At 63.0% G+C, this 15,381-nt stretch carries 23 protein-coding genes; 4 read left to right on the top strand and 19 right to left on the bottom strand.

The features are described from left to right. Positions 1-16: 16 nt before the first annotated feature. Positions 17-850 carry a DMT family transporter gene (locus tag ACTJKQ_RS24205; protein WP_440598340.1) on the top strand — a complete coding sequence of 278 codons (834 nt, stop codon included), beginning with the start codon at positions 17-19 and terminating at the stop codon, positions 848-850. 105 nt (positions 851-955) lie between these two features. On the opposite strand, the gene ptsP is transcribed toward ACTJKQ_RS24205, so the two are convergent. The 5 genes from ptsP to ACTJKQ_RS24180 form a co-directional block, all read right to left on the bottom strand. Next, on the bottom strand, positions 956-2,713 hold the full coding sequence (ptsP, locus tag ACTJKQ_RS24200) for a phosphoenolpyruvate--protein phosphotransferase (protein WP_056058884.1): 1,758 nt from the start codon (positions 2,711-2,713) through the stop codon (positions 956-958). A 53-nt stretch (positions 2,714-2,766) separates the two neighbouring features. Beyond that, positions 2,767-3,036: an HPr family phosphocarrier protein gene (locus tag ACTJKQ_RS24195; protein ID WP_440598339.1), complete on the bottom strand. Its 270-nt coding sequence runs from the start codon at positions 3,034-3,036 to the stop codon at positions 2,767-2,769. Beyond that, entirely contained in the window at positions 3,005-3,457 is a 453-nt protein-coding gene (locus ACTJKQ_RS24190; RefSeq protein WP_056058890.1) for a PTS sugar transporter subunit IIA, read from the bottom strand. The genes ACTJKQ_RS24195 and ACTJKQ_RS24190 overlap by 32 nt, the downstream gene beginning before the upstream one ends. A gap of 85 nt (positions 3,458-3,542) precedes the next feature. Beyond that, complete coding sequence (locus ACTJKQ_RS24185; RefSeq protein WP_440598343.1) at positions 3,543-4,802, bottom strand: MFS transporter; 1,260 nt, start codon at positions 4,800-4,802, stop codon at positions 3,543-3,545. Positions 4,803-4,804: 2 nt separating this feature from the next. Next, the gene (locus ACTJKQ_RS24180) at positions 4,805-5,338 is read right to left on the bottom strand and encodes a hypothetical protein (protein ID WP_440598338.1); all 534 of its coding nucleotides are present in this window, start codon (positions 5,336-5,338) and stop codon (positions 4,805-4,807) included. Positions 5,339-5,500: 162 nt separating this feature from the next. Here ACTJKQ_RS24180 and ACTJKQ_RS24175 point away from each other — a divergent pair, with 162 nt between their 5' ends. Next, positions 5,501-6,004, top strand: a complete 504-nt coding sequence (locus ACTJKQ_RS24175; RefSeq protein ID WP_056058916.1) for a TlpA disulfide reductase family protein — start codon at positions 5,501-5,503, stop codon at positions 6,002-6,004. Between the two features lie 150 nt (positions 6,005-6,154). Here ACTJKQ_RS24175 and ACTJKQ_RS24170 read toward each other — a convergent pair whose 3' ends face one another. After that, a complete protein-coding gene (locus ACTJKQ_RS24170) occupies positions 6,155-6,610 on the bottom strand; it encodes a c-type cytochrome (RefSeq protein WP_056058898.1) in 456 nt (151 codons plus the stop codon). A gap of 173 nt (positions 6,611-6,783) precedes the next feature. Between ACTJKQ_RS24170 and ACTJKQ_RS24165 the strand changes: the two genes are divergently transcribed. Together ACTJKQ_RS24165 and ACTJKQ_RS24160 are read left to right on the top strand one after the other, a co-directional pair. Beyond that, entirely contained in the window at positions 6,784-7,461 is a 678-nt protein-coding gene (locus ACTJKQ_RS24165; RefSeq protein WP_440598337.1) for a cytochrome b/b6 domain-containing protein, read from the top strand. A gap of 46 nt (positions 7,462-7,507) precedes the next feature. Further along, the gene (locus ACTJKQ_RS24160; protein WP_056058903.1) at positions 7,508-7,999 is read left to right on the top strand and encodes a GNAT family N-acetyltransferase; all 492 of its coding nucleotides are present in this window, start codon (positions 7,508-7,510) and stop codon (positions 7,997-7,999) included. 69 nt (positions 8,000-8,068) lie between these two features. On the opposite strand, the gene ACTJKQ_RS24155 is transcribed toward ACTJKQ_RS24160, so the two are convergent. The 13 genes from ACTJKQ_RS24155 to tuf all read right to left on the bottom strand — a co-directional run. Then, on the bottom strand, positions 8,069-8,578 hold the full coding sequence (locus tag ACTJKQ_RS24155) for a peroxiredoxin (protein WP_440598336.1): 510 nt from the start codon (positions 8,576-8,578) through the stop codon (positions 8,069-8,071). A gap of 196 nt (positions 8,579-8,774) precedes the next feature. Next, positions 8,775-9,044, bottom strand: coding sequence for a 30S ribosomal protein S17 (gene rpsQ / locus ACTJKQ_RS24150; protein WP_056058906.1), 270 nt, complete (start codon positions 9,042-9,044; stop codon positions 8,775-8,777). 9 nt (positions 9,045-9,053) lie between these two features. Then, the gene (gene rpmC, locus ACTJKQ_RS24145; protein ID WP_015012191.1) at positions 9,054-9,251 is read right to left on the bottom strand and encodes a 50S ribosomal protein L29; all 198 of its coding nucleotides are present in this window, start codon (positions 9,249-9,251) and stop codon (positions 9,054-9,056) included. A 17-nt stretch (positions 9,252-9,268) separates the two neighbouring features. Next, the gene (rplP, locus tag ACTJKQ_RS24140; RefSeq protein ID WP_015012190.1) at positions 9,269-9,685 is read right to left on the bottom strand and encodes a 50S ribosomal protein L16; all 417 of its coding nucleotides are present in this window, start codon (positions 9,683-9,685) and stop codon (positions 9,269-9,271) included. A 2-nt stretch (positions 9,686-9,687) separates the two neighbouring features. Further along, positions 9,688-10,569 carry a 30S ribosomal protein S3 gene (gene rpsC / locus ACTJKQ_RS24135; RefSeq protein ID WP_056058910.1) on the bottom strand — a complete coding sequence of 294 codons (882 nt, stop codon included), beginning with the start codon at positions 10,567-10,569 and terminating at the stop codon, positions 9,688-9,690. Positions 10,570-10,584: 15 nt separating this feature from the next. After that, positions 10,585-10,917, bottom strand: coding sequence for a 50S ribosomal protein L22 (rplV, locus tag ACTJKQ_RS24130; protein WP_007847806.1), 333 nt, complete (start codon positions 10,915-10,917; stop codon positions 10,585-10,587). Positions 10,918-10,926: 9 nt separating this feature from the next. After that, positions 10,927-11,202: a 30S ribosomal protein S19 gene (gene rpsS / locus ACTJKQ_RS24125; protein WP_010467177.1), complete on the bottom strand. Its 276-nt coding sequence runs from the start codon at positions 11,200-11,202 to the stop codon at positions 10,927-10,929. Positions 11,203-11,212: 10 nt separating this feature from the next. Further along, on the bottom strand, positions 11,213-12,037 hold the full coding sequence (gene rplB / locus ACTJKQ_RS24120; RefSeq protein WP_008906426.1) for a 50S ribosomal protein L2: 825 nt from the start codon (positions 12,035-12,037) through the stop codon (positions 11,213-11,215). 2 nt (positions 12,038-12,039) lie between these two features. Continuing rightward, the gene (gene rplW, locus ACTJKQ_RS24115) at positions 12,040-12,354 is read right to left on the bottom strand and encodes a 50S ribosomal protein L23 (RefSeq protein WP_007847815.1); all 315 of its coding nucleotides are present in this window, start codon (positions 12,352-12,354) and stop codon (positions 12,040-12,042) included. Continuing rightward, on the bottom strand, positions 12,351-12,971 hold the full coding sequence (rplD, locus tag ACTJKQ_RS24110; protein WP_008906425.1) for a 50S ribosomal protein L4: 621 nt from the start codon (positions 12,969-12,971) through the stop codon (positions 12,351-12,353). Before rplD ends, rplW begins: the two co-directional genes overlap by 4 nt. Further along, the gene (gene rplC, locus ACTJKQ_RS24105) at positions 12,971-13,645 is read right to left on the bottom strand and encodes a 50S ribosomal protein L3 (RefSeq protein WP_056058913.1); all 675 of its coding nucleotides are present in this window, start codon (positions 13,643-13,645) and stop codon (positions 12,971-12,973) included. The genes rplD and rplC overlap by 1 nt, the downstream gene beginning before the upstream one ends. 232 nt (positions 13,646-13,877) lie before the next feature. Next, complete coding sequence (gene rpsJ / locus ACTJKQ_RS24100; protein WP_005796953.1) at positions 13,878-14,189, bottom strand: 30S ribosomal protein S10; 312 nt, start codon at positions 14,187-14,189, stop codon at positions 13,878-13,880. Positions 14,190-14,214: 25 nt separating this feature from the next. Continuing rightward, positions 14,215-15,381 (bottom strand): elongation factor Tu (tuf, locus tag ACTJKQ_RS24095; RefSeq protein WP_260669172.1); only part of this gene is annotated, 1,167 nt, incomplete at its 5' end.

The raw sequence follows: 15,381 nt of genomic DNA, 5'->3' as shown, positions 1-15,381 counted from the left end.
GCGTAAGCTCGGCGCCATGCAAGCCAACCTCTATGCCCTGGGCGCCATTGCGCTGTGGGCCTCTCTCGCTTCCCTGGGGGTGTCCCTCACCCACATTCCGCCCTTCCTGCTCACGGGTGTTGCGCTCATCATCGGCAGCGTGCCGGCCTGGCCGTTTGTGCTGCGTGACCCTACACAGTGGCGCATCCCGCTGCGCACGCTGGCGTTGGGCGTGTACGGCCTGTTTGCGTACCACTTCCTGCTGTTCATCGCGCTGCGCCATGCCCCGCCGGTGGAGGCCAACCTCGTCAACTACCTGTGGCCGCTGTTCATCGTGGTGCTCTCGCCGGTGGTGCTGCCCGGTGTGGCGCTGCGCTTGCCACATGTGCTGGCGGCGCTGCTGGGTTTTGGCGGCGCGGCCATTGCCATTGCCGGCGGACGCGAGTTGAGCGGCACGCTGGCCTGGGGCTACCTGCCCGCGCTGGCAGCGGCTTTCATCTGGGCCACGTATTCGCTCATGACCAAGCGCGTGGCAGCGTTCCCGACCACGGCCATTGGCCTGTTCGGGCTGGTGTCCGGCGTGCTGTCGCTGCTGTGCCATGTGGCGCTGGAGCCTGCGGCGGCACTGCAGCCGCGCGACTGGGGGCTGCTCGCGGTGCTGGGCCTGGGGCCGCTGGGGGCATCGTTTTTTATGTGGGACAAGGCGCTCAAGCTGGGGGACGCCCGGCACATCGGCATCCTGAGCTACATCACGCCACTGGCGTCCACCGCGCTGCTGATCCTGGTGAGCGGCCGCGCATTCACCTGGAGCATTGCGCTGGCCACGGCCATGATCATCAGCGCGGCCGTGATGGGGATGCGGGCACGCTGACGCGGTAATTTCAGCGAAATTGGCTGGGAGCGCTAGAAAAATATGCTCTGACAGCTATCAATTTTGAAGTGACCGCCCCCCTCAGGCGGTCTGGTCCTCCGCCTGTCAAGCAGTCAGCAGCACAGCAGGTTCATCGCCCGCCAGAACCTGCTGCGCCCAGGGTGCGAGCTTGCGCGTGTCAGCGCGCAGCACCTCCTGCTTCACAGCCAGGATCTGCGCGGGGTGCATGGAGAAGCTGCGCAGCCCCAGGCCCAACAGCAGCCGCGTCATGGTCACATCGCCCGCCGTTTCGCCGCACACACACACGCTCTTGCCCTGGCGCTCCCCCTCGGCAATCACGTCGCCCACCAGGCGCAGCACGGCAGGGTGCAGCGGGTCGTACAGGTGGGCCACGGCCTCGTCGGCGCGGTCTATGGCCAGGGTGTACTGGATCAGGTCGTTGGTGCCGATGGACAAGAAGTCGAAGTACTTGAGGAAGGTGCGCACCATGAGTGCCGCGGCGGGCACCTCGATCATGGCGCCCAGCTGCACCGGACCATAGGGCTCGCCACGTGCATCCAGCTCACCCCGGGCGAGGTCCACCTGGGCGAGCGTCTGCTGGATTTCGTGCGTGTGCGCCAGCATGGGGAACAGCAGGTTGACCTTGCCATGGGCCGCCGCACGCAGCACGGCGCGCAACTGGGTGCGGAACATGGCCGGGTCGGCCAGGCTCCAGCGGATGGCGCGCAGGCCCAGGGCCGGGTTCAGGTAGCTGTCCTTGTGGGCCTTGTTGTCCAGAGGCTTGTCCGCGCCCACGTCGATGGTGCGGATGGTGACGGGCAGCCCCTGCATGCCGTCAATGGCCTCGCAGTAGGCGCGGTACTGCTCGTCCTCGCCGGGCAGGTTGCCGCTTTTGCCCATGAACAGAAATTCGCTGCGGAACAGGCCCACGCCCACGGCGCCTGCGCGCACGGCGGCGGCGGCGTCGCCGGGCTGCTCGATGTTGGCCAGCAGCTCGATCTTGTGGCCGTCGATGGTGATGGCAGGCGTGTGGCGCAGGCGCGCCAGGCGTTCGCGCTCCAGTTCGACCTGGCGCTGGCGAAATCCGTATTCGGCCAGGATGATGGGCGAGGGATCGACAATGACCACGCCCGCATCGCCGTCGATGATGACCCAGTCGTCCTGGCGCACCAGCTGGCTGGCGGCACGCGCGCCCACCACGGCGGGGATGTCCATGCTGCGCGCGACGATGGCGGTGTGGCTGGTCTTGCCGCCCACGTCCGTCACAAAGCCCGCGAACACGCTTTGCTTGAACTGCAGCATGTCGGCGGGCGAGAGGTCGTGCGCCACCAGCACCAGGGGCACATCCACCGTGTCGTCCAGCAGCAAATCTTGCTGTGTCTTGCGACGCGGGCTGCTGGCCGGTGGTGCCACCGGGCTGGCCACGCCTTTCATGTAGCGCAGGATGCGTTCAACCACCTGCTCCAGGTCCGCCTTGCGCTCGCGCAGGTACTCGTCCTCCATCTCGTCGAACTGGCGCGCAATCACCTCAAGCTGGGTGGTGAGCGCCCACTCGGCGTTGTACAGGCGCTCGGTGATCCAGTGTTTCACGCCGCCCGTGAGGGCTTCGTCCTGCAGCAGCATCAGGTGCACATCCAGCAATGCGGTCAGCTCGTGCGGCGCGTCGGCGGGCATGTCGGTCTGCAGGCGCTGCAGCTCCTCGACCACGGCATTGCGGCCCTGGCGCACGCGTTCGATCTCGCCTTCGACCTGGGAGGGCTCGACAAAGTAGTGCGCCACATCCACCCGGCTGGACGCCACCAGCACGGCCCGGCCAATGGCAATACCGCGTGCAACTGCGAGGCCGTGGACGGAGAAGGTCATGGTGGTGTGATCAAAGGTTCGACGGGGTCAGGACACGGGCGAGGTGGGCAGGCTTATTCACCCTCGCCAAATTTGTCGGCAATGAGTGCCAGCAGGGCGTCCATGGCCTCCTGTTCGCGGTCGCCGTTGGCTTCCAGCTCCACTTCAGAGCCCAGCCCGGCGGCCAGCATCATCACGCCCATGATGCTCTTGGCGTTGATGCGGCGCTCCCCCTTGCTCATGAAAACGTCACACGGAAAGCTGCCGGCCAGCTTGGTGAGCTTGGCCGATGCGCGGGCGTGCAGGCCCAATTTATTGCTGATGGTCGTACGGGTCTTGATCATGTCGGTTACGGCGGTTCTGGTTCTGCGGCGCGGAAATGGCCACCTGCATCACCCCTTGGGTACCACCCACCACGGCGCGGGTCACCACGGAATCGAGCGGCTCAGCCCGGTAGCTCACGGCGCGCAGCAGCATGGGCAGATTGACACCCGTCACCAGGCGCGAGCGCACGCCGTCTACCAGGCGCTGCGCCACGTTGCAGGGCGTGGCGCCGAACACATCGGTCAGCACCAGGGTGGTGTCGGTGCCCAGCTGGTCCAGCATGATGCGTGCCTGGGCCAGCGATTCTTCGGGGGGCTGGTTGGGCTGCACGTCGAGCGCAGCCACGCTGCTGCCGCAGTCGGCAAACACGTGCAGCGCACATTCGCGCAGCGCATGGGCCAGTGGGGCGTGGGCAATGATGAGGATGCTGGTGGGGCTCATGGTCACGACTTACGCCACGCGGGGACCAACGAAGGGCAGGTCATGAAGAGGCCGCCGGTGGTTGCATCGATGGTTGCGCAAGTGTTCATGGTGTGGGGGTTGTCAGCACATTATGGCGCCGCCCCCGAAGCAGGAACCATGCGTAGGCGCTGGCGTTGCATGCCAGGTACACCGCCATGGCCGCCTGGAACGCCGGCACGGTGGCCAGCCCCGCGGCTGCAAAGGCGTCCACCGCCAGCCCGATGCCCCACTGCACCACAAACACGCCCACAAAAATCACGAGGTTGTAGGCCGACAGCGCCCGCCCTGCCAGCGCCTGCGGAAACGCCATGGCCACGGCGGGCTGCGACAGCGACACAAAGGTGCACGACACGCAGAACAACGCCCAGGCGCCGCCCCCGGCCTGGGGCCCCGCCAGGATGATGCCCAGCAGCACCACCGAGCACAGCGGAAGGCCCATGGCCATCAGCCGGTCGGCACCAAACCCCTTGCGCAGCAGCCAGGGGTTGACCATGCCCCAGGTCCAGAAGGTGCACAACATGGACACGTTGATCCAGAACAGGCCCGTCGCCGACTCCAGGGCTGTGTAGCCCGCCACGCGCTGCATCCACGGCCCGGCCCACAACGTCTGCATGGCCACCATGCCGCCGTAGCAGAAGAACCCCAGCGGCGCGAGGCGCTGGAAATAAGGGTGCCGCCACACCACGCCATAGCCCTGGGGCACGGCCTCTGCGGCGCCGGAATCGGCCTTCGCCTGCCCCGCCGAACCCCAGCCTGGCACCCACAGGGCAATCACCACCATCGACAACGCGATCAATACCGCCAGCCCCCAGAACAGCGGGCGCCAGCCCACCAGCGGCAAGGCCCATTGCACCGGCAGCGTGGAGGCCACCATGCCCAGCGAGCCCGTCATCAACATCCACGAGTTCGCCCGCATCTGCGCCACCGGCTCCAGCCACCGGCGGTAGCCAGTGAGCGGTGCCATCAGGCAGGCGCTGACGCCCGCGCCGCACAACACCCGACCGGCGAGCAGCCCCGAAAACCCCGTGGCCGCCGAAAACACCAGGCTGCCCACCACGGCCACGCCCAGGAAGCCCAGTGCGACCTTCTTGGGGCCATGCCGGTCCAGCCAGGTCCCCAACGGCAGCTGCGTGGCCGAGAAGCCCAGAAAGTACCCGCCCGCCAGCAGCCCCAGGTCCCGCGCCTGCAGCGAGAACTCCTGGGCCAGCGTGGGCGCCAGGGTGGCCGTGACAGCACGCACCAGCGCCGACAGAAAGTAGGCAAAAGCAAACGCCAGAAAGACGATGACGGCCGCCCGCCGTGGCAACACGCCGCCGCTGCTCATCGTCATGGCAGCGCCAGGCCAGCGAAGAACTGGTCGGCCACCTCCGGCCGGGGCTTGGCGGTGTAGACGACGGCGTGGTACAGCCGCACCTGCGGCCCTGCCGCGCGTGCAAACCACACGGCCTGCGCGACCACCGCGCTGCCATCGGGACGCTGCCCCTGTGCCACGGTACGCACCGACTGCGGCAGGGGCAAGGTGCCGCGCGGCGCGTAGGGTACGTCTTTGGCGCCCGCTTCGGCCCCCGCCCCCAGGCGCGCCAGCATGGCAGCCCGCCAATGGGTGAGCGCTGCGCCCACCTGGGCAGGGTCTGCCAACGCGGCATGGGACACGGCAAAGGTGGCGCCATCGGCATCACAGCCCACCATGGACAGCTCCACCGGTGCACCGGCCAGCTCCACCGTGCGGGTGGCCTGGTCGGGCTTGCACGGCAGGGTGATGGTCAGGTCCGCTTCGGGCAGCGGCACGGTGCGCCAATTCAGTGCGGGGCTGCAGCCCGCAATCAGCAGGGCAGCGGCCCGGGTCAATGTCCATTTCATCGGGGCATTATCGGCAGAGTCCCCGATGTCGGCCCTGCCCTGCGTTCTGCGGCGAACTTTTGCGGGAAAGTGGAGTCCAGCCTTGGTGTGGCGAGCGCCGCTCCGGCACAATGTGGGGTGGGGCACAGGCCCCGTGTTTCTTTTGGGATGGGCGGTGAAGTCATGGCGATCAAGCATTGGGCAGCAGGTGTGGCGGTGGCAGCGTTTGCCGCTGTGGGCGCCTATGTGTACCTGGACACAGGCCGCGCCGAAGCGCCTGCATCGACCTTCGTGCTGCTGGATGGCTCCAGCAAATCCACCGCCGACCTGAAAGGCAAGGTCACCCTGGTCAACTTCTGGGCCACGAGCTGCACCACCTGCGTGGCCGAAATGCCCGAGATCATCGCGACCTACAACAAATACAACAGCAAGGGTTTTGACACCCTGGCCGTGGCCATGAGCTACGACCCGCCCAGCTACGTGGTGAACTTTGCCGAGACACGCAAGCTGCCCTTCCAGGTGGCCATCGACAACACCGGCAACGTGGCCAAGGCCTGGGGCGATGTGCGCCTGACGCCCTCCACCTTCATCGTGAACAAGCGGGGCGAGATCGTGAAGACCTATGTGGGCGCCCCCAATTTCCCGGAGCTGCACCAGTTGATCGAGAAGCTGCTGGCAGAAACCTGAGCAGCGGGGCGGACACAACGCCCCCGCATGCACCACAGCCCGTTCAGGGCATCAAAAAGGCCAATTTCGAAAGAAATTGGCCTTTTGCGCTAGTGGATCATGCCTTGATTGCTATGCAAAACATAGCAACATAATCCTCCAGTGATCGCGTCACTTCGCTCGGAAGTTGTCGTGGCAGGCCTTGCAAGTGCCTGCAGTGGCACCAAAGGCGGTTTTCAGGTTGTCCAAGTTGCCTGTCTTGGCCGCGGCGGCGAGTTTCACGGTCTCGGCTTCCAGCTTCTCGGCATGGTCCTTGAACTTGGCCTGCTCGGTCCAGATTTCTGGCAGTGCCTTGGTGGGCGCGCCCTTGTCGGTGCCGGGACCAAAGCCTGCCCATGGCAGCTTGGCCATCTGGGCCACGATGTCGGCATTCTCCTGCGCCACCTTGGCATCGAACGGCGCGCGGCCGTTGGCCATGGCGCCGAGGCGGCCGAAGTGCTGGCCCATCACAAACAGCGCACTCTGGCGGTATTTGATGGCATCTTCGGCTTTGGCAAATTGGGCGGAGGCGGGGGCGGACAGGGTCAGAGCCGCAGCCGCCAGGGTCAACGCAGCAAATGCTTTCATCGGAACTTCCTTTTTCGTGGGTGGAACAGAATGGTGCCTTCCAAGCCTGCGCAGTATGCCGGTTTGGGCGCGTTTGTGCTGTGGCTGGGAGGTTACAGGTCCGGCCGCCCTGCCGCACAATGCCGCATGCTTCCTCATCCATCCCTCACTTCGGCGCACCGCCTTTGACCACCATGACGCAGCACACCGTACGCATCTGGGACCTTCCAACCCGCATTTTTCATTGGGCCCTGGCGGTCTGCATCGTGGCGCTGGTCATCACCGCCAATGTGGGAGGCAATGCAATGGTCTGGCATTTCCGCCTGGGCTACACGGTGCTGGCGCTGCTGGTGTTCCGGCTGGTCTGGGGATTGGTGGGCGGCCGCTGGTCGCGCTTTTCGGCGTTCCTGTACTCGCCAGCGCGGCTGCTGCGGTACCTGCGTGGCACGCCACACCCGGAGGACGGCATCGGACACAGCCCGCTGGGCGCGATGTCGGTGTTCGTGCTGCTGGCCGTGCTGGCAGCCCAGGTGGGCACGGGTTTGCTGAGCGACGACGAGATCGCCTTTGCCGGACCGTTGACCCAATATGTCTCGAACGCCGTCGTGGGGCTGGCCACGAACTACCACAAGGACATCGGGCAGTTCCTGGTGCTGGGGCTGGTGGCGCTGCACGTGCTGGCCATCATCTTTTATGTGCGCGTGCGCAAGCAGCAGCTCATTCGCCCCATGCTGGACGGCGACAAGACGCTGCCCGAGGCGGCAGCACCTTCGCGGGATGATGCCCTGAGCCGTATCGTCGCCTTGGTGGTGCTGGCACTGAGCGCTGGCGTGGCCTGGTGGGTGTCGTCCCTGGCGGCACCGGCGTTCTGAACGAAGTCGCTACACTGGCGGCTCCTTCGTTTGCACGCCTTGCGCTTTGGACAAGCCCTCCATCTCCCTGAGAACCCCCTCTTCGCCCGCCGAGTGGGATGCGGTCAGAGACATCTTTCGCGAGTACGCCAGCACGCTGGGCGTTGATTTGTGCTTTCAGGACTTTGAGTCCGAACTGGCGCAGCTGCCGGGCGACTACGCCGAACCTCGTGGCGCCCTGCTGGTCGCCGAAGTGGAAGGCGCCTTGGCAGGCTGTTGCGCCCTGCGCCCGCTGGACAACGCCGACTACCCCAACGCCAGCGAAATGAAGCGGCTGTATGTGCGCAAGGCGTTTCGCGGCTTTGGCCTGGGTCGCGAGCTGGCCGAAGCCATGCTGGACCGGGCGCGGCAAGCAGGTTACGCGTGTGTTTTGCTCGACACCCTGGACGATATGGAGTCGGCCCGCGCGCTATACACCGACCTGGGCTTCGAAGAAATCCCGCCCTACTACCACAACCCCATACCCGGGGCACATTACCTCAAGGTCGATATTTTTTGACCATTTGAGGCGCAAGCGCATGATGTACATGCGCTTGCAGCTATTGGTTCAATAGCAATCAGCGGGGTCTCACGCCGCCTTGGCCTGGGCCAGCAGGGTGTCAGCGTCGCTCACTTCAAACTTGCCCGGTGCTTCGACGTTGAGCGCGACCACCTTGCCATCGCGCACCAGCATCGAATAGCGGTTGCTGCGCAGGCCCATGCCCTTGGAGGTCAGGTCCAGGGTGAGGCCCGTGGCTTGCGCGAAGGCGGCGCTGCCGTCGCCCAGCATGCGCACCTTGCCGTCGGTCTTCTGGTCGCGCGCCCAGGCGCCCATCACGAACGCGTCGTTCACGCTCACGCACCAGATTTCATCCACGCCGGCCGCCTTGAACTCGGCGGCCTTCTCCACATAGCCAGGAACATGCTTGGCCGAGCAGGTGGGTGTGAAGGCACCGGGCAATGCAAACAGGGCAATCGTCTTGCCCGCCGTCGCCTTGTCCACCGCCACGGGATTCGGGCCGATGCTGCAGCCTTCGCCCTCGACTTCGGAATATTCCATCAGCGTGGCTGCGGGCAGGGTGTCACCGACTTTGATCATTGTTTTCTCCTAGGGATGTTGGGATGGGGTGTTGGAACCCGAGAACGCAGTGCCATGCAAAGCTCCTCCTGGGCACGGTGTGAACCGTTCGCATCAAAAAGGAGGCCCACAAAGCAAAACGACCCACATTGTGGGTCGTTTTGAAGGGCCTTGCTGCCCAGGGGCTTGCGCCCCCGGAGCGGGCATGGACAGCTGCTTACAGCAGGCCGGCCTTTTGCACCAAGCGGGTCGCCACCCAGTTCTTGGTCTTGGAGAGCGGACGGCTCTCGGTGATTTCGATCACGTCGCCCAGCTTGTACTCGCCATTTTCATCATGGGCGTGGTACTTGCTCGACTTCGCAACGATCTTGCCGTAGAGCTCGTGCTTCACACGGCGCTCGACCAGCACGGTCACAGTCTTTTGACGCTTGTCGCTGACCACCTTGCCAATCAAGGTGCGCTTGAGGGATTTTTTAGGTTCCGTCATATGGGCTCCTTACTTGGCGGCTTGCTTTTCAGCAAGAATGGTCTTGGCACGTGCGATATCACGGCGGGTGGTGCGCAGCGTGTTGGTGTTACCCAGTTGCTGCGTAGCCTTTTGCATGCGCAGGCCGAAATGGGCCTTTTGCAGTGCCTTGATTTCGGCTTCGATGCCGGCAACGTCTTTTTGGCGCAGTTCAGTAGCTTTGGTCATTTTCATGGTCTCCTGAATTACGCGCCAAGGTGACGGCTGACGAACGTGGTGCGCAGCGGCAGCTTGGCAGCAGCCAGGCGGAAGGCTTCGCGGGCCAGTTCTTCGGGCACGCCGACGATCTCGAACACGATCTTGCCGGGCTGGATTTCGGCCACGTAGTACTCGGGGTTGCCCTTACCGTTACCCATACGCACTTCTGCGGGCTTGGTAGAGATTGGCTTGTCCGGGAACACGCGGATCCAGATACGGCCGCCACGCTTGACGTGACGGGAAATCGCACGGCGTGCAGCTTCGATCTGGCGGGCCGTCAGACGGCCACGATCGGTGCACTTCAGACCGAAATCACCGAACGCAACGGAGGCACCCCGTGTTGCGACGCCAGTGTTACGGCCCTTTTGCTCCTTGCGGTATTTACGGCGAGCAGGTTGCAGCATCTTTATTCTCCTTTACCGTCCGCTGCTGTAGCGGGCGCGGCGACTTTGCGTACGCGCTTAACGGCGGTGTTATCAGCGCCACCAGCTTCCGCTGGCTTGTCGCTGCCGTCGGCCGGAGCGGCGTTGCCACCGACAGGACGACGTGGGCCACGGCCTGCGCCTGGACGATCGCCACCTGGGCGGCCATCACGGCGTGGGCCGCGTGGGCGGCGCTCTTCGTCTGGACGAGGCGTTTCCACGGCGGGCAGGTCATTGCGGCCCAGCGTGTCACCCTTGTAGACCCAGACCTTGACGCCGATCACACCGTAGGTGGTCTTGGCTTCAGAGGTACCGTAGTCGATGTCCGCACGCAGCGTGTGAAGTGGCACGCGGCCTTCACGGTACCACTCGCAGCGAGCGATTTCGATACCGTTCAGACGACCGGACGACATGATCTTGATGCCCTGGGCACCCAGACGCATGGCGTTCTGCATGGCGCGCTTCATGGCGCGGCGGAACATGATGCGCTTTTCGAGCTGTTGCGTGATGCTGTCGGCGATCAGCTTGGCATCGATTTCAGGCTTGCGCACTTCTTCGATGTTCACTGCGACGGGCACGCCCAGACGCGACGCGAGTTCCTTCTTCAGGTTCTCGATGTCTTCGCCCTTCTTGCCGATCACCACACCAGGACGTGCCGAGTAAATGGTGATACGGGCGTTCTTGGCAGGACGCTCGATCAGGATGCGCGACACAGCCGCGTTCTTGAGCTTGGCCTTCAGGTACTCGCGCACCTTGATGTCTTCGGCCAGCATGCCCGCGAAATCGCGGTTGCTGGCGTACCAACGGCTGGACCAGTTGCGGCTGACCGCAAGGCGGAAGCCGGTAGGATGGATTTTCTGTCCCATAGTCTTCCCGAGCCTTTAGTTGCCAACCGTCACGTACACATGGCACGTGGGCTTGCTGATGCGGTTGCCGCGGCCTTTGGCGCGCGCGGTGAAGCGCTTGAGCGTGGTGCCTTGTTCGACGTAGATGGTCTTGACCTTCAGTTCGTCGATGTCAGCGCCATCGTTGTGTTCGGCGTTGGCGATGGCCGACTCCAGAACCTTCTTGACGATTCCCGCAGCTTTTTTCTGCGTGAAGTTCAGGATGTTCAGAGCCTGGTCCACTTTCTTGCCGCGGATCAGGTCGGCGACCAGACGGCCCTTGTCGACCGACAGACGGACGCCCCGGAGGACTGCACGTGTTTCAGACATGGTCGTTCCTTACTTCTTCGCTTTTTTATCAGCGGGGTGACCCTTGAAGGTGCGCGTCAGGGCGAATTCGCCCAGCTTGTGGCCCACCATCTGGTCGGTGACATAGACCGGCACGTGTTGCTTGCCGTTGTGCACGGCAATGGTCAGACCGATGAACTCGGGCAGAACCATGGAGCGACGCGACCAGGTCTTGACTGGTTTCTTGTCCTTGGTGGCAACGGCCTTTTCGACCTTGGCCAGCAAGTGATGGTCAACAAATGGACCCTTTTTGAGAGAGCGAGTCATCTGTTACCCCTTACTTCTTGCGACGCGACACGATCATGATCTGTGTGCGCTTGTTGTTACGGGTGCGATAACCCTTGGTCAGATTGCCCCAAGGATCGACTGCGTGGCGGCCTTCGCCGGTGCGGCCTTCGCCACCACCGTGAGGGTGATCCACAGGGTTCATGGCCACGCCGCGAACCGTAGGACGAATACCCATCCAGCGCTTCACACCGGCCTTGCCCAGTTGGCGCAGGCTGTGCTCTTCGTTGGCCACTTCACCAATGGTGGCGCGGCATTCGATGTGGATCTTGCGCACTTCGCCGGAGCGCATACGCACTTGAGCGTAAACGCCTTCGCGGGCCAGCAGCGTTGCCGAAGCACCTGCCGAACGGGCGATCTGAGCACCGGCACCGGGCTTGAGCTCGATGCAGTGGATGGTCGAACCCACGGGGATGTTGCGGATAGGCAGCGTGTTGCCAGCGCGGATCGGGGCTTCCGAACCGGACAGCAGGGTTGCGCCCACTTCCAGGTTGCGGGGAGCGATGATGTAGCGACGTTCGCCGTCGGCATAGCACACCAGAGCGATGTGGGCCGTACGGTTGGGGTCGTACTCAATGCGCTCAACCTTGGCCGGAATGCCGTCCTTGTTGCGCTTGAAGTCCACCACACGGTAGTGGTGCTTGTGACCACCGCCCTTGTGGCGGGTGGTGATGTGACCGTTGTTGTTACGACCGGCCTTCTGGAATTGTGGCTCCAGCAGGGGGGCGTACGCTTCACCCTTGTACAGGTGGTCACGCGTGACCTTCACCACGGCACGTTGGCCGGGCGAGGTAGGTTTCATCTTAACGACAGCCATGATTACGCGGCCTCCCCGGAGAGGTTCAGCTCTTGACCTGGCTGCAGCGTGACGTATGCCTTGCGAACGTTGTCGCGGCGGCCCACGGTCTTGCCGAAACGCTTGGTCTTGCCTTTGGTGTTCACCACAGAAACGCCCTTGACTTCCACCTTGAACATCAATTCCACAGCGGCCTTGATTTCGGGCTTGGTAGCGTTCTGCAGCACCTTGAACGTCACTGCATTGGACTTCTCGGCAACCATGGTGGCCTTTTCGGACACGATGGGAGCGACCAGCACTTGCATCAGACGACCTTCGTCAAACTTGAGTGTGCTCATGCGAACATCTCCTTGAGTTTGTCGATTGCACCCTTGGTGACGAGCACTTTCTTAAAACGCACCAGCGACACGGGATCGGCGTAACGGGGCTCAACGACGAGCACGTTCACCAGATTGCGCGAGGCCAGGTACAGGTTTTCGTCCACTTCGTCGGCAATCACCATCACCGATTGCAGGTTCATCGCCTTGAACTTGTCAGCCAGGACCTTAGTCTTGGGGGAATCAAGCTTCAGCGAATCGACCACAGCCAGACGGCCTTCGCGGGCCAGCTGCGACAAGATGGCAGACATACCGGCGCGGTACATCTTCTTGTTGATCTTCTGCGTGAAATTTTCGTCAGGCATGTTCGGGAAAATCCGACCACCCCCACGCCACAGAGGCGAGGAAGTCATACCTGCACGTGCGTTACCCGTACCCTTTTGCTTGAAAGGCTTCTTGGTCGAGTGACGGACTTGCTCGCGATCCTTCTGGGCGCGAGTGCCTTGGCGTGCGTTGGCCTGATAGGCCACCACGATCTGGTGCACCAGATCTTCGTTGTATTCACGACCGAACACGGTTTCAGGAACATCCAGCTTGGATGCGCCTTGGCCTTGGTCATTCAGGAGTTCGAGCTGCATTAGTTCGCTCCTTTGGAGGCTTTGGCCTTGATCGCTGGACGCACCGTCACGAACCCACCCTTGGAGCCCGGAATAGCGCCCTTGATCAAGAGCAGTTGACGCGCTTCATCGATGCGGATGACATCGAGGTTTTGCGTGGTCTTGGTGACATCGCCGAGGTGGCCCGTCATGCGCTTGCCGGGGAACACGCGACCTGGGTCTTGTGCCATACCGATCGAGCCAGGCACGTTGTGCGAACGGCTGTTACCGTGCGACGCGCGCTGCGAGCTCATGTTGTGACGCTTGATGGTACCGGCGTAACCCTTACCGATGGACGTGCCTTGCACGTCAACCTTTTGGCCCACGGCAAACACATCGGTGGCAGGAACCGTAGCACCCGCGGCGTACTTGCCAGCGGTTTCTGCGGTCACGCGGAATTCCTGGATGATTTCACCGGCTTCCACACCTGCCTTGGCAAGGTGGCCGGCTTCTGGCTTGGTCACGCGCGATGCTTTGCGCGAACCGAATGTGACCTGCAGGGCCACATAGCCATCGTTCTCTTGGGTTTTGACCTGGGTAACGCGGTTGTTGGACACATCCACCACCGTGACAGGCACTGCGTCCCCATCATCGGTGAACAGACGCATCATGCCCACTTTGCGACCCAGCAACCCGAGGGAGTTGCTCAGACTCATTGGTTTTCTCCAAAACTCTCACCGCCGCAACTTCAATTGGCTACGGCGTTTCCGCAAACTCTCGCTTGCGTGCATGAAAGAAGGTTAATAAAACTCCGCTGACGCACACCATTTAACAGGCGCAAATCGAGCGAAGCCCTAAAGTATAACGCGAACTGCTTTTTCAAGCAAGTTCGCGTTATTTCAGTCGCTGCAAGACGGACGAACCCGTCCCACAGCAGCTACTGCTACATCACTGCAGCTTGATTTCGACGTCCACGCCAGCTGGCAGGTCGAGCTTCATCAGGGCATCCACGGTCTTGTCCGTAGGGTCCACGATGTCCATCAGACGCTGGTGCGTGCGGATTTCGAGCTGGTCGCGGCTGGTCTTGTTGACGTGCGGCGAGCGCAGGATGTCGAAACGCTTCATGCGCGTCGGCAGGGGCACGGGACCCTTGACGATGGCGCCGGTGCGCTTGGCGGTGTCGACGATCTCGGCAGCGGACTGATCGATCAGCTTGTAGTCAAACGCCTTCAGGCGGATGCGGATTTTTTGCTTGGACATGGCAAGTTCCTTTTCTGCTTATGAATTAAGCAATGATCTTGGCCACGACGCCAGCGCCCACGGTACGACCGCCTTCGCGGATAGCGAAGCGCAGGCCTTCTTCCATGGCGATGGGGTTGATCAGCTTCACAGTGATCGACACATTGTCACCAGGCATGACCATTTCCTTGTCGGCTGGCAGCTCGATGGCGCCAGTCACATCGGTCGTGCGGAAGTAGAACTGGGGACGGTAGTTGTTGAAGAAAGGAGTGTGGCGACCGCCTTCGTCCTTGCTCAACACATACACCTCAGCCGTGAAGTGGGTGTGGGGCTTGATCGAGCCGGGCTTGCACAGCACTTGGCCACGCTCCACGTCTTCGCGCTTGGTACCGCGCAGCAGCAGGCCGACGTTGTCGCCAGCTTGGCCTTGGTCCAGCAGCTTGCGGAACATTTCCACGCCGGTGCAGGTGGTCTTTTGCGTGTCGCGGATACCCACGATTTCGATTTCTTCGCCGACTTTGATGATGCCGCGTTCCACGCGACCGGTCACCACGGTGCCACGGCCGGAGATGGAGAACACGTCTTCCACGGGCATCAGGAAGGCACCGTCCACAGCGCGCTCAGGCGTGGGGATGTAGGTGTCCAGGGCTTCGGCCAGCTTCATGATGGCTTCTTCACCCAGCTTGCCCTTGTCGCCTTCCAGGGCGAGCTTGGCGGAGCCACGGATAATGGGGGTGTCGTCGCCTGGGAAGTCGTACTTGTCCAGGAGTTCGCGCACTTCCATTTCGACGAGTTCCAGCAGTTCTTCGTCGTCCACCATGTCGCACTTGTTCAGGAACACGATGATGTAAGGCACGCCCACTTGGCGAGCCAGCAGGATGTGCTCGCGGGTCTGGGGCATGGGGCCGTCAGCAGCAGAGCAGACCAGGATAGCGCCGTCCATCTGGGCAGCGCCGGTGATCATGTTCTTCACATAGTCGGCGTGGCCGGGGCAGTCCACGTGAGCGTAGTGGCGGTTGGCCGTTTCGTATTCCACGTGGGCGGTGTTGATCGTGATACCGCGGGCCTTTTCTTCGGGCGCAGCGTCGATCTGGTCGTAGGCCTTGGCTTCGCCGCCGAACTTGGCGGACAGCACGGTAGCGATAGCTGCCGTCAGCGTCGTCTTGCCATGGTCCACGTGACCGATCGTGCCCACGTTCACGTGGGGCTTGGT

This window comes from Acidovorax sp. 22279, assembly GCF_052045435.1.
GTDB classification, from domain to species: Bacteria; Pseudomonadota; Gammaproteobacteria; order Burkholderiales; family Burkholderiaceae_C; genus Acidovorax; species Acidovorax delafieldii.
Note: the sequence above shows the minus strand (reverse complement) of the source record. Positions and strands in the feature narration are given on the sequence as shown.

Coding starts and splice junctions, on each gene's coding strand:
- rpsJ (WP_005796953.1), bottom strand. CDS start 14,189: ATGTCCAAGCAAAAAATCCGCATCCGCCTGAAGGCGTTTGACTACAAG.
- rplV (WP_007847806.1), bottom strand. CDS start 10,917: ATGTCTGAAACACGTGCAGTCCTCCGGGGCGTCCGTCTGTCGGTCGAC.
- ACTJKQ_RS24205 (WP_440598340.1), top strand. CDS start 17: ATGCAAGCCAACCTCTATGCCCTGGGCGCCATTGCGCTGTGGGCCTCT.
- rplB (WP_008906426.1), bottom strand. CDS start 12,037: ATGGCTGTCGTTAAGATGAAACCTACCTCGCCCGGCCAACGTGCCGTG.
- rpsS (WP_010467177.1), bottom strand. CDS start 11,202: ATGACTCGCTCTCTCAAAAAGGGTCCATTTGTTGACCATCACTTGCTG.
- ACTJKQ_RS24190 (WP_056058890.1), bottom strand. CDS start 3,457: ATGAGCCCCACCAGCATCCTCATCATTGCCCACGCCCCACTGGCCCAT.
- ACTJKQ_RS24195 (WP_440598339.1), bottom strand. CDS start 3,036: ATGATCAAGACCCGTACGACCATCAGCAATAAATTGGGCCTGCACGCC.
- rpsC (WP_056058910.1), bottom strand. CDS start 10,569: ATGGGACAGAAAATCCATCCTACCGGCTTCCGCCTTGCGGTCAGCCGC.
- ACTJKQ_RS24175 (WP_056058916.1), top strand. CDS start 5,501: ATGGCGATCAAGCATTGGGCAGCAGGTGTGGCGGTGGCAGCGTTTGCC.
- ptsP (WP_056058884.1), bottom strand. CDS start 2,713: ATGACCTTCTCCGTCCACGGCCTCGCAGTTGCACGCGGTATTGCCATT.
- rplD (WP_008906425.1), bottom strand. CDS start 12,971: ATGCAGCTCGAACTCCTGAATGACCAAGGCCAAGGCGCATCCAAGCTG.
- ACTJKQ_RS24170 (WP_056058898.1), bottom strand. CDS start 6,610: ATGAAAGCATTTGCTGCGTTGACCCTGGCGGCTGCGGCTCTGACCCTG.
- rpsQ (WP_056058906.1), bottom strand. CDS start 9,044: ATGACGGAACCTAAAAAATCCCTCAAGCGCACCTTGATTGGCAAGGTG.
- ACTJKQ_RS24155 (WP_440598336.1), bottom strand. CDS start 8,578: ATGATCAAAGTCGGTGACACCCTGCCCGCAGCCACGCTGATGGAATAT.
- ACTJKQ_RS24185 (WP_440598343.1), bottom strand. CDS start 4,802: ATGAGCAGCGGCGGCGTGTTGCCACGGCGGGCGGCCGTCATCGTCTTT.
- rplC (WP_056058913.1), bottom strand. CDS start 13,645: ATGAGTCTGAGCAACTCCCTCGGGTTGCTGGGTCGCAAAGTGGGCATG.
- ACTJKQ_RS24165 (WP_440598337.1), top strand. CDS start 6,784: ATGACGCAGCACACCGTACGCATCTGGGACCTTCCAACCCGCATTTTT.
- rplP (WP_015012190.1), bottom strand. CDS start 9,685: ATGCTGCAACCTGCTCGCCGTAAATACCGCAAGGAGCAAAAGGGCCGT.
- ACTJKQ_RS24180 (WP_440598338.1), bottom strand. CDS start 5,338: ATGAAATGGACATTGACCCGGGCCGCTGCCCTGCTGATTGCGGGCTGC.
- rplW (WP_007847815.1), bottom strand. CDS start 12,354: ATGAGCACACTCAAGTTTGACGAAGGTCGTCTGATGCAAGTGCTGGTC.
- rpmC (WP_015012191.1), bottom strand. CDS start 9,251: ATGACCAAAGCTACTGAACTGCGCCAAAAAGACGTTGCCGGCATCGAA.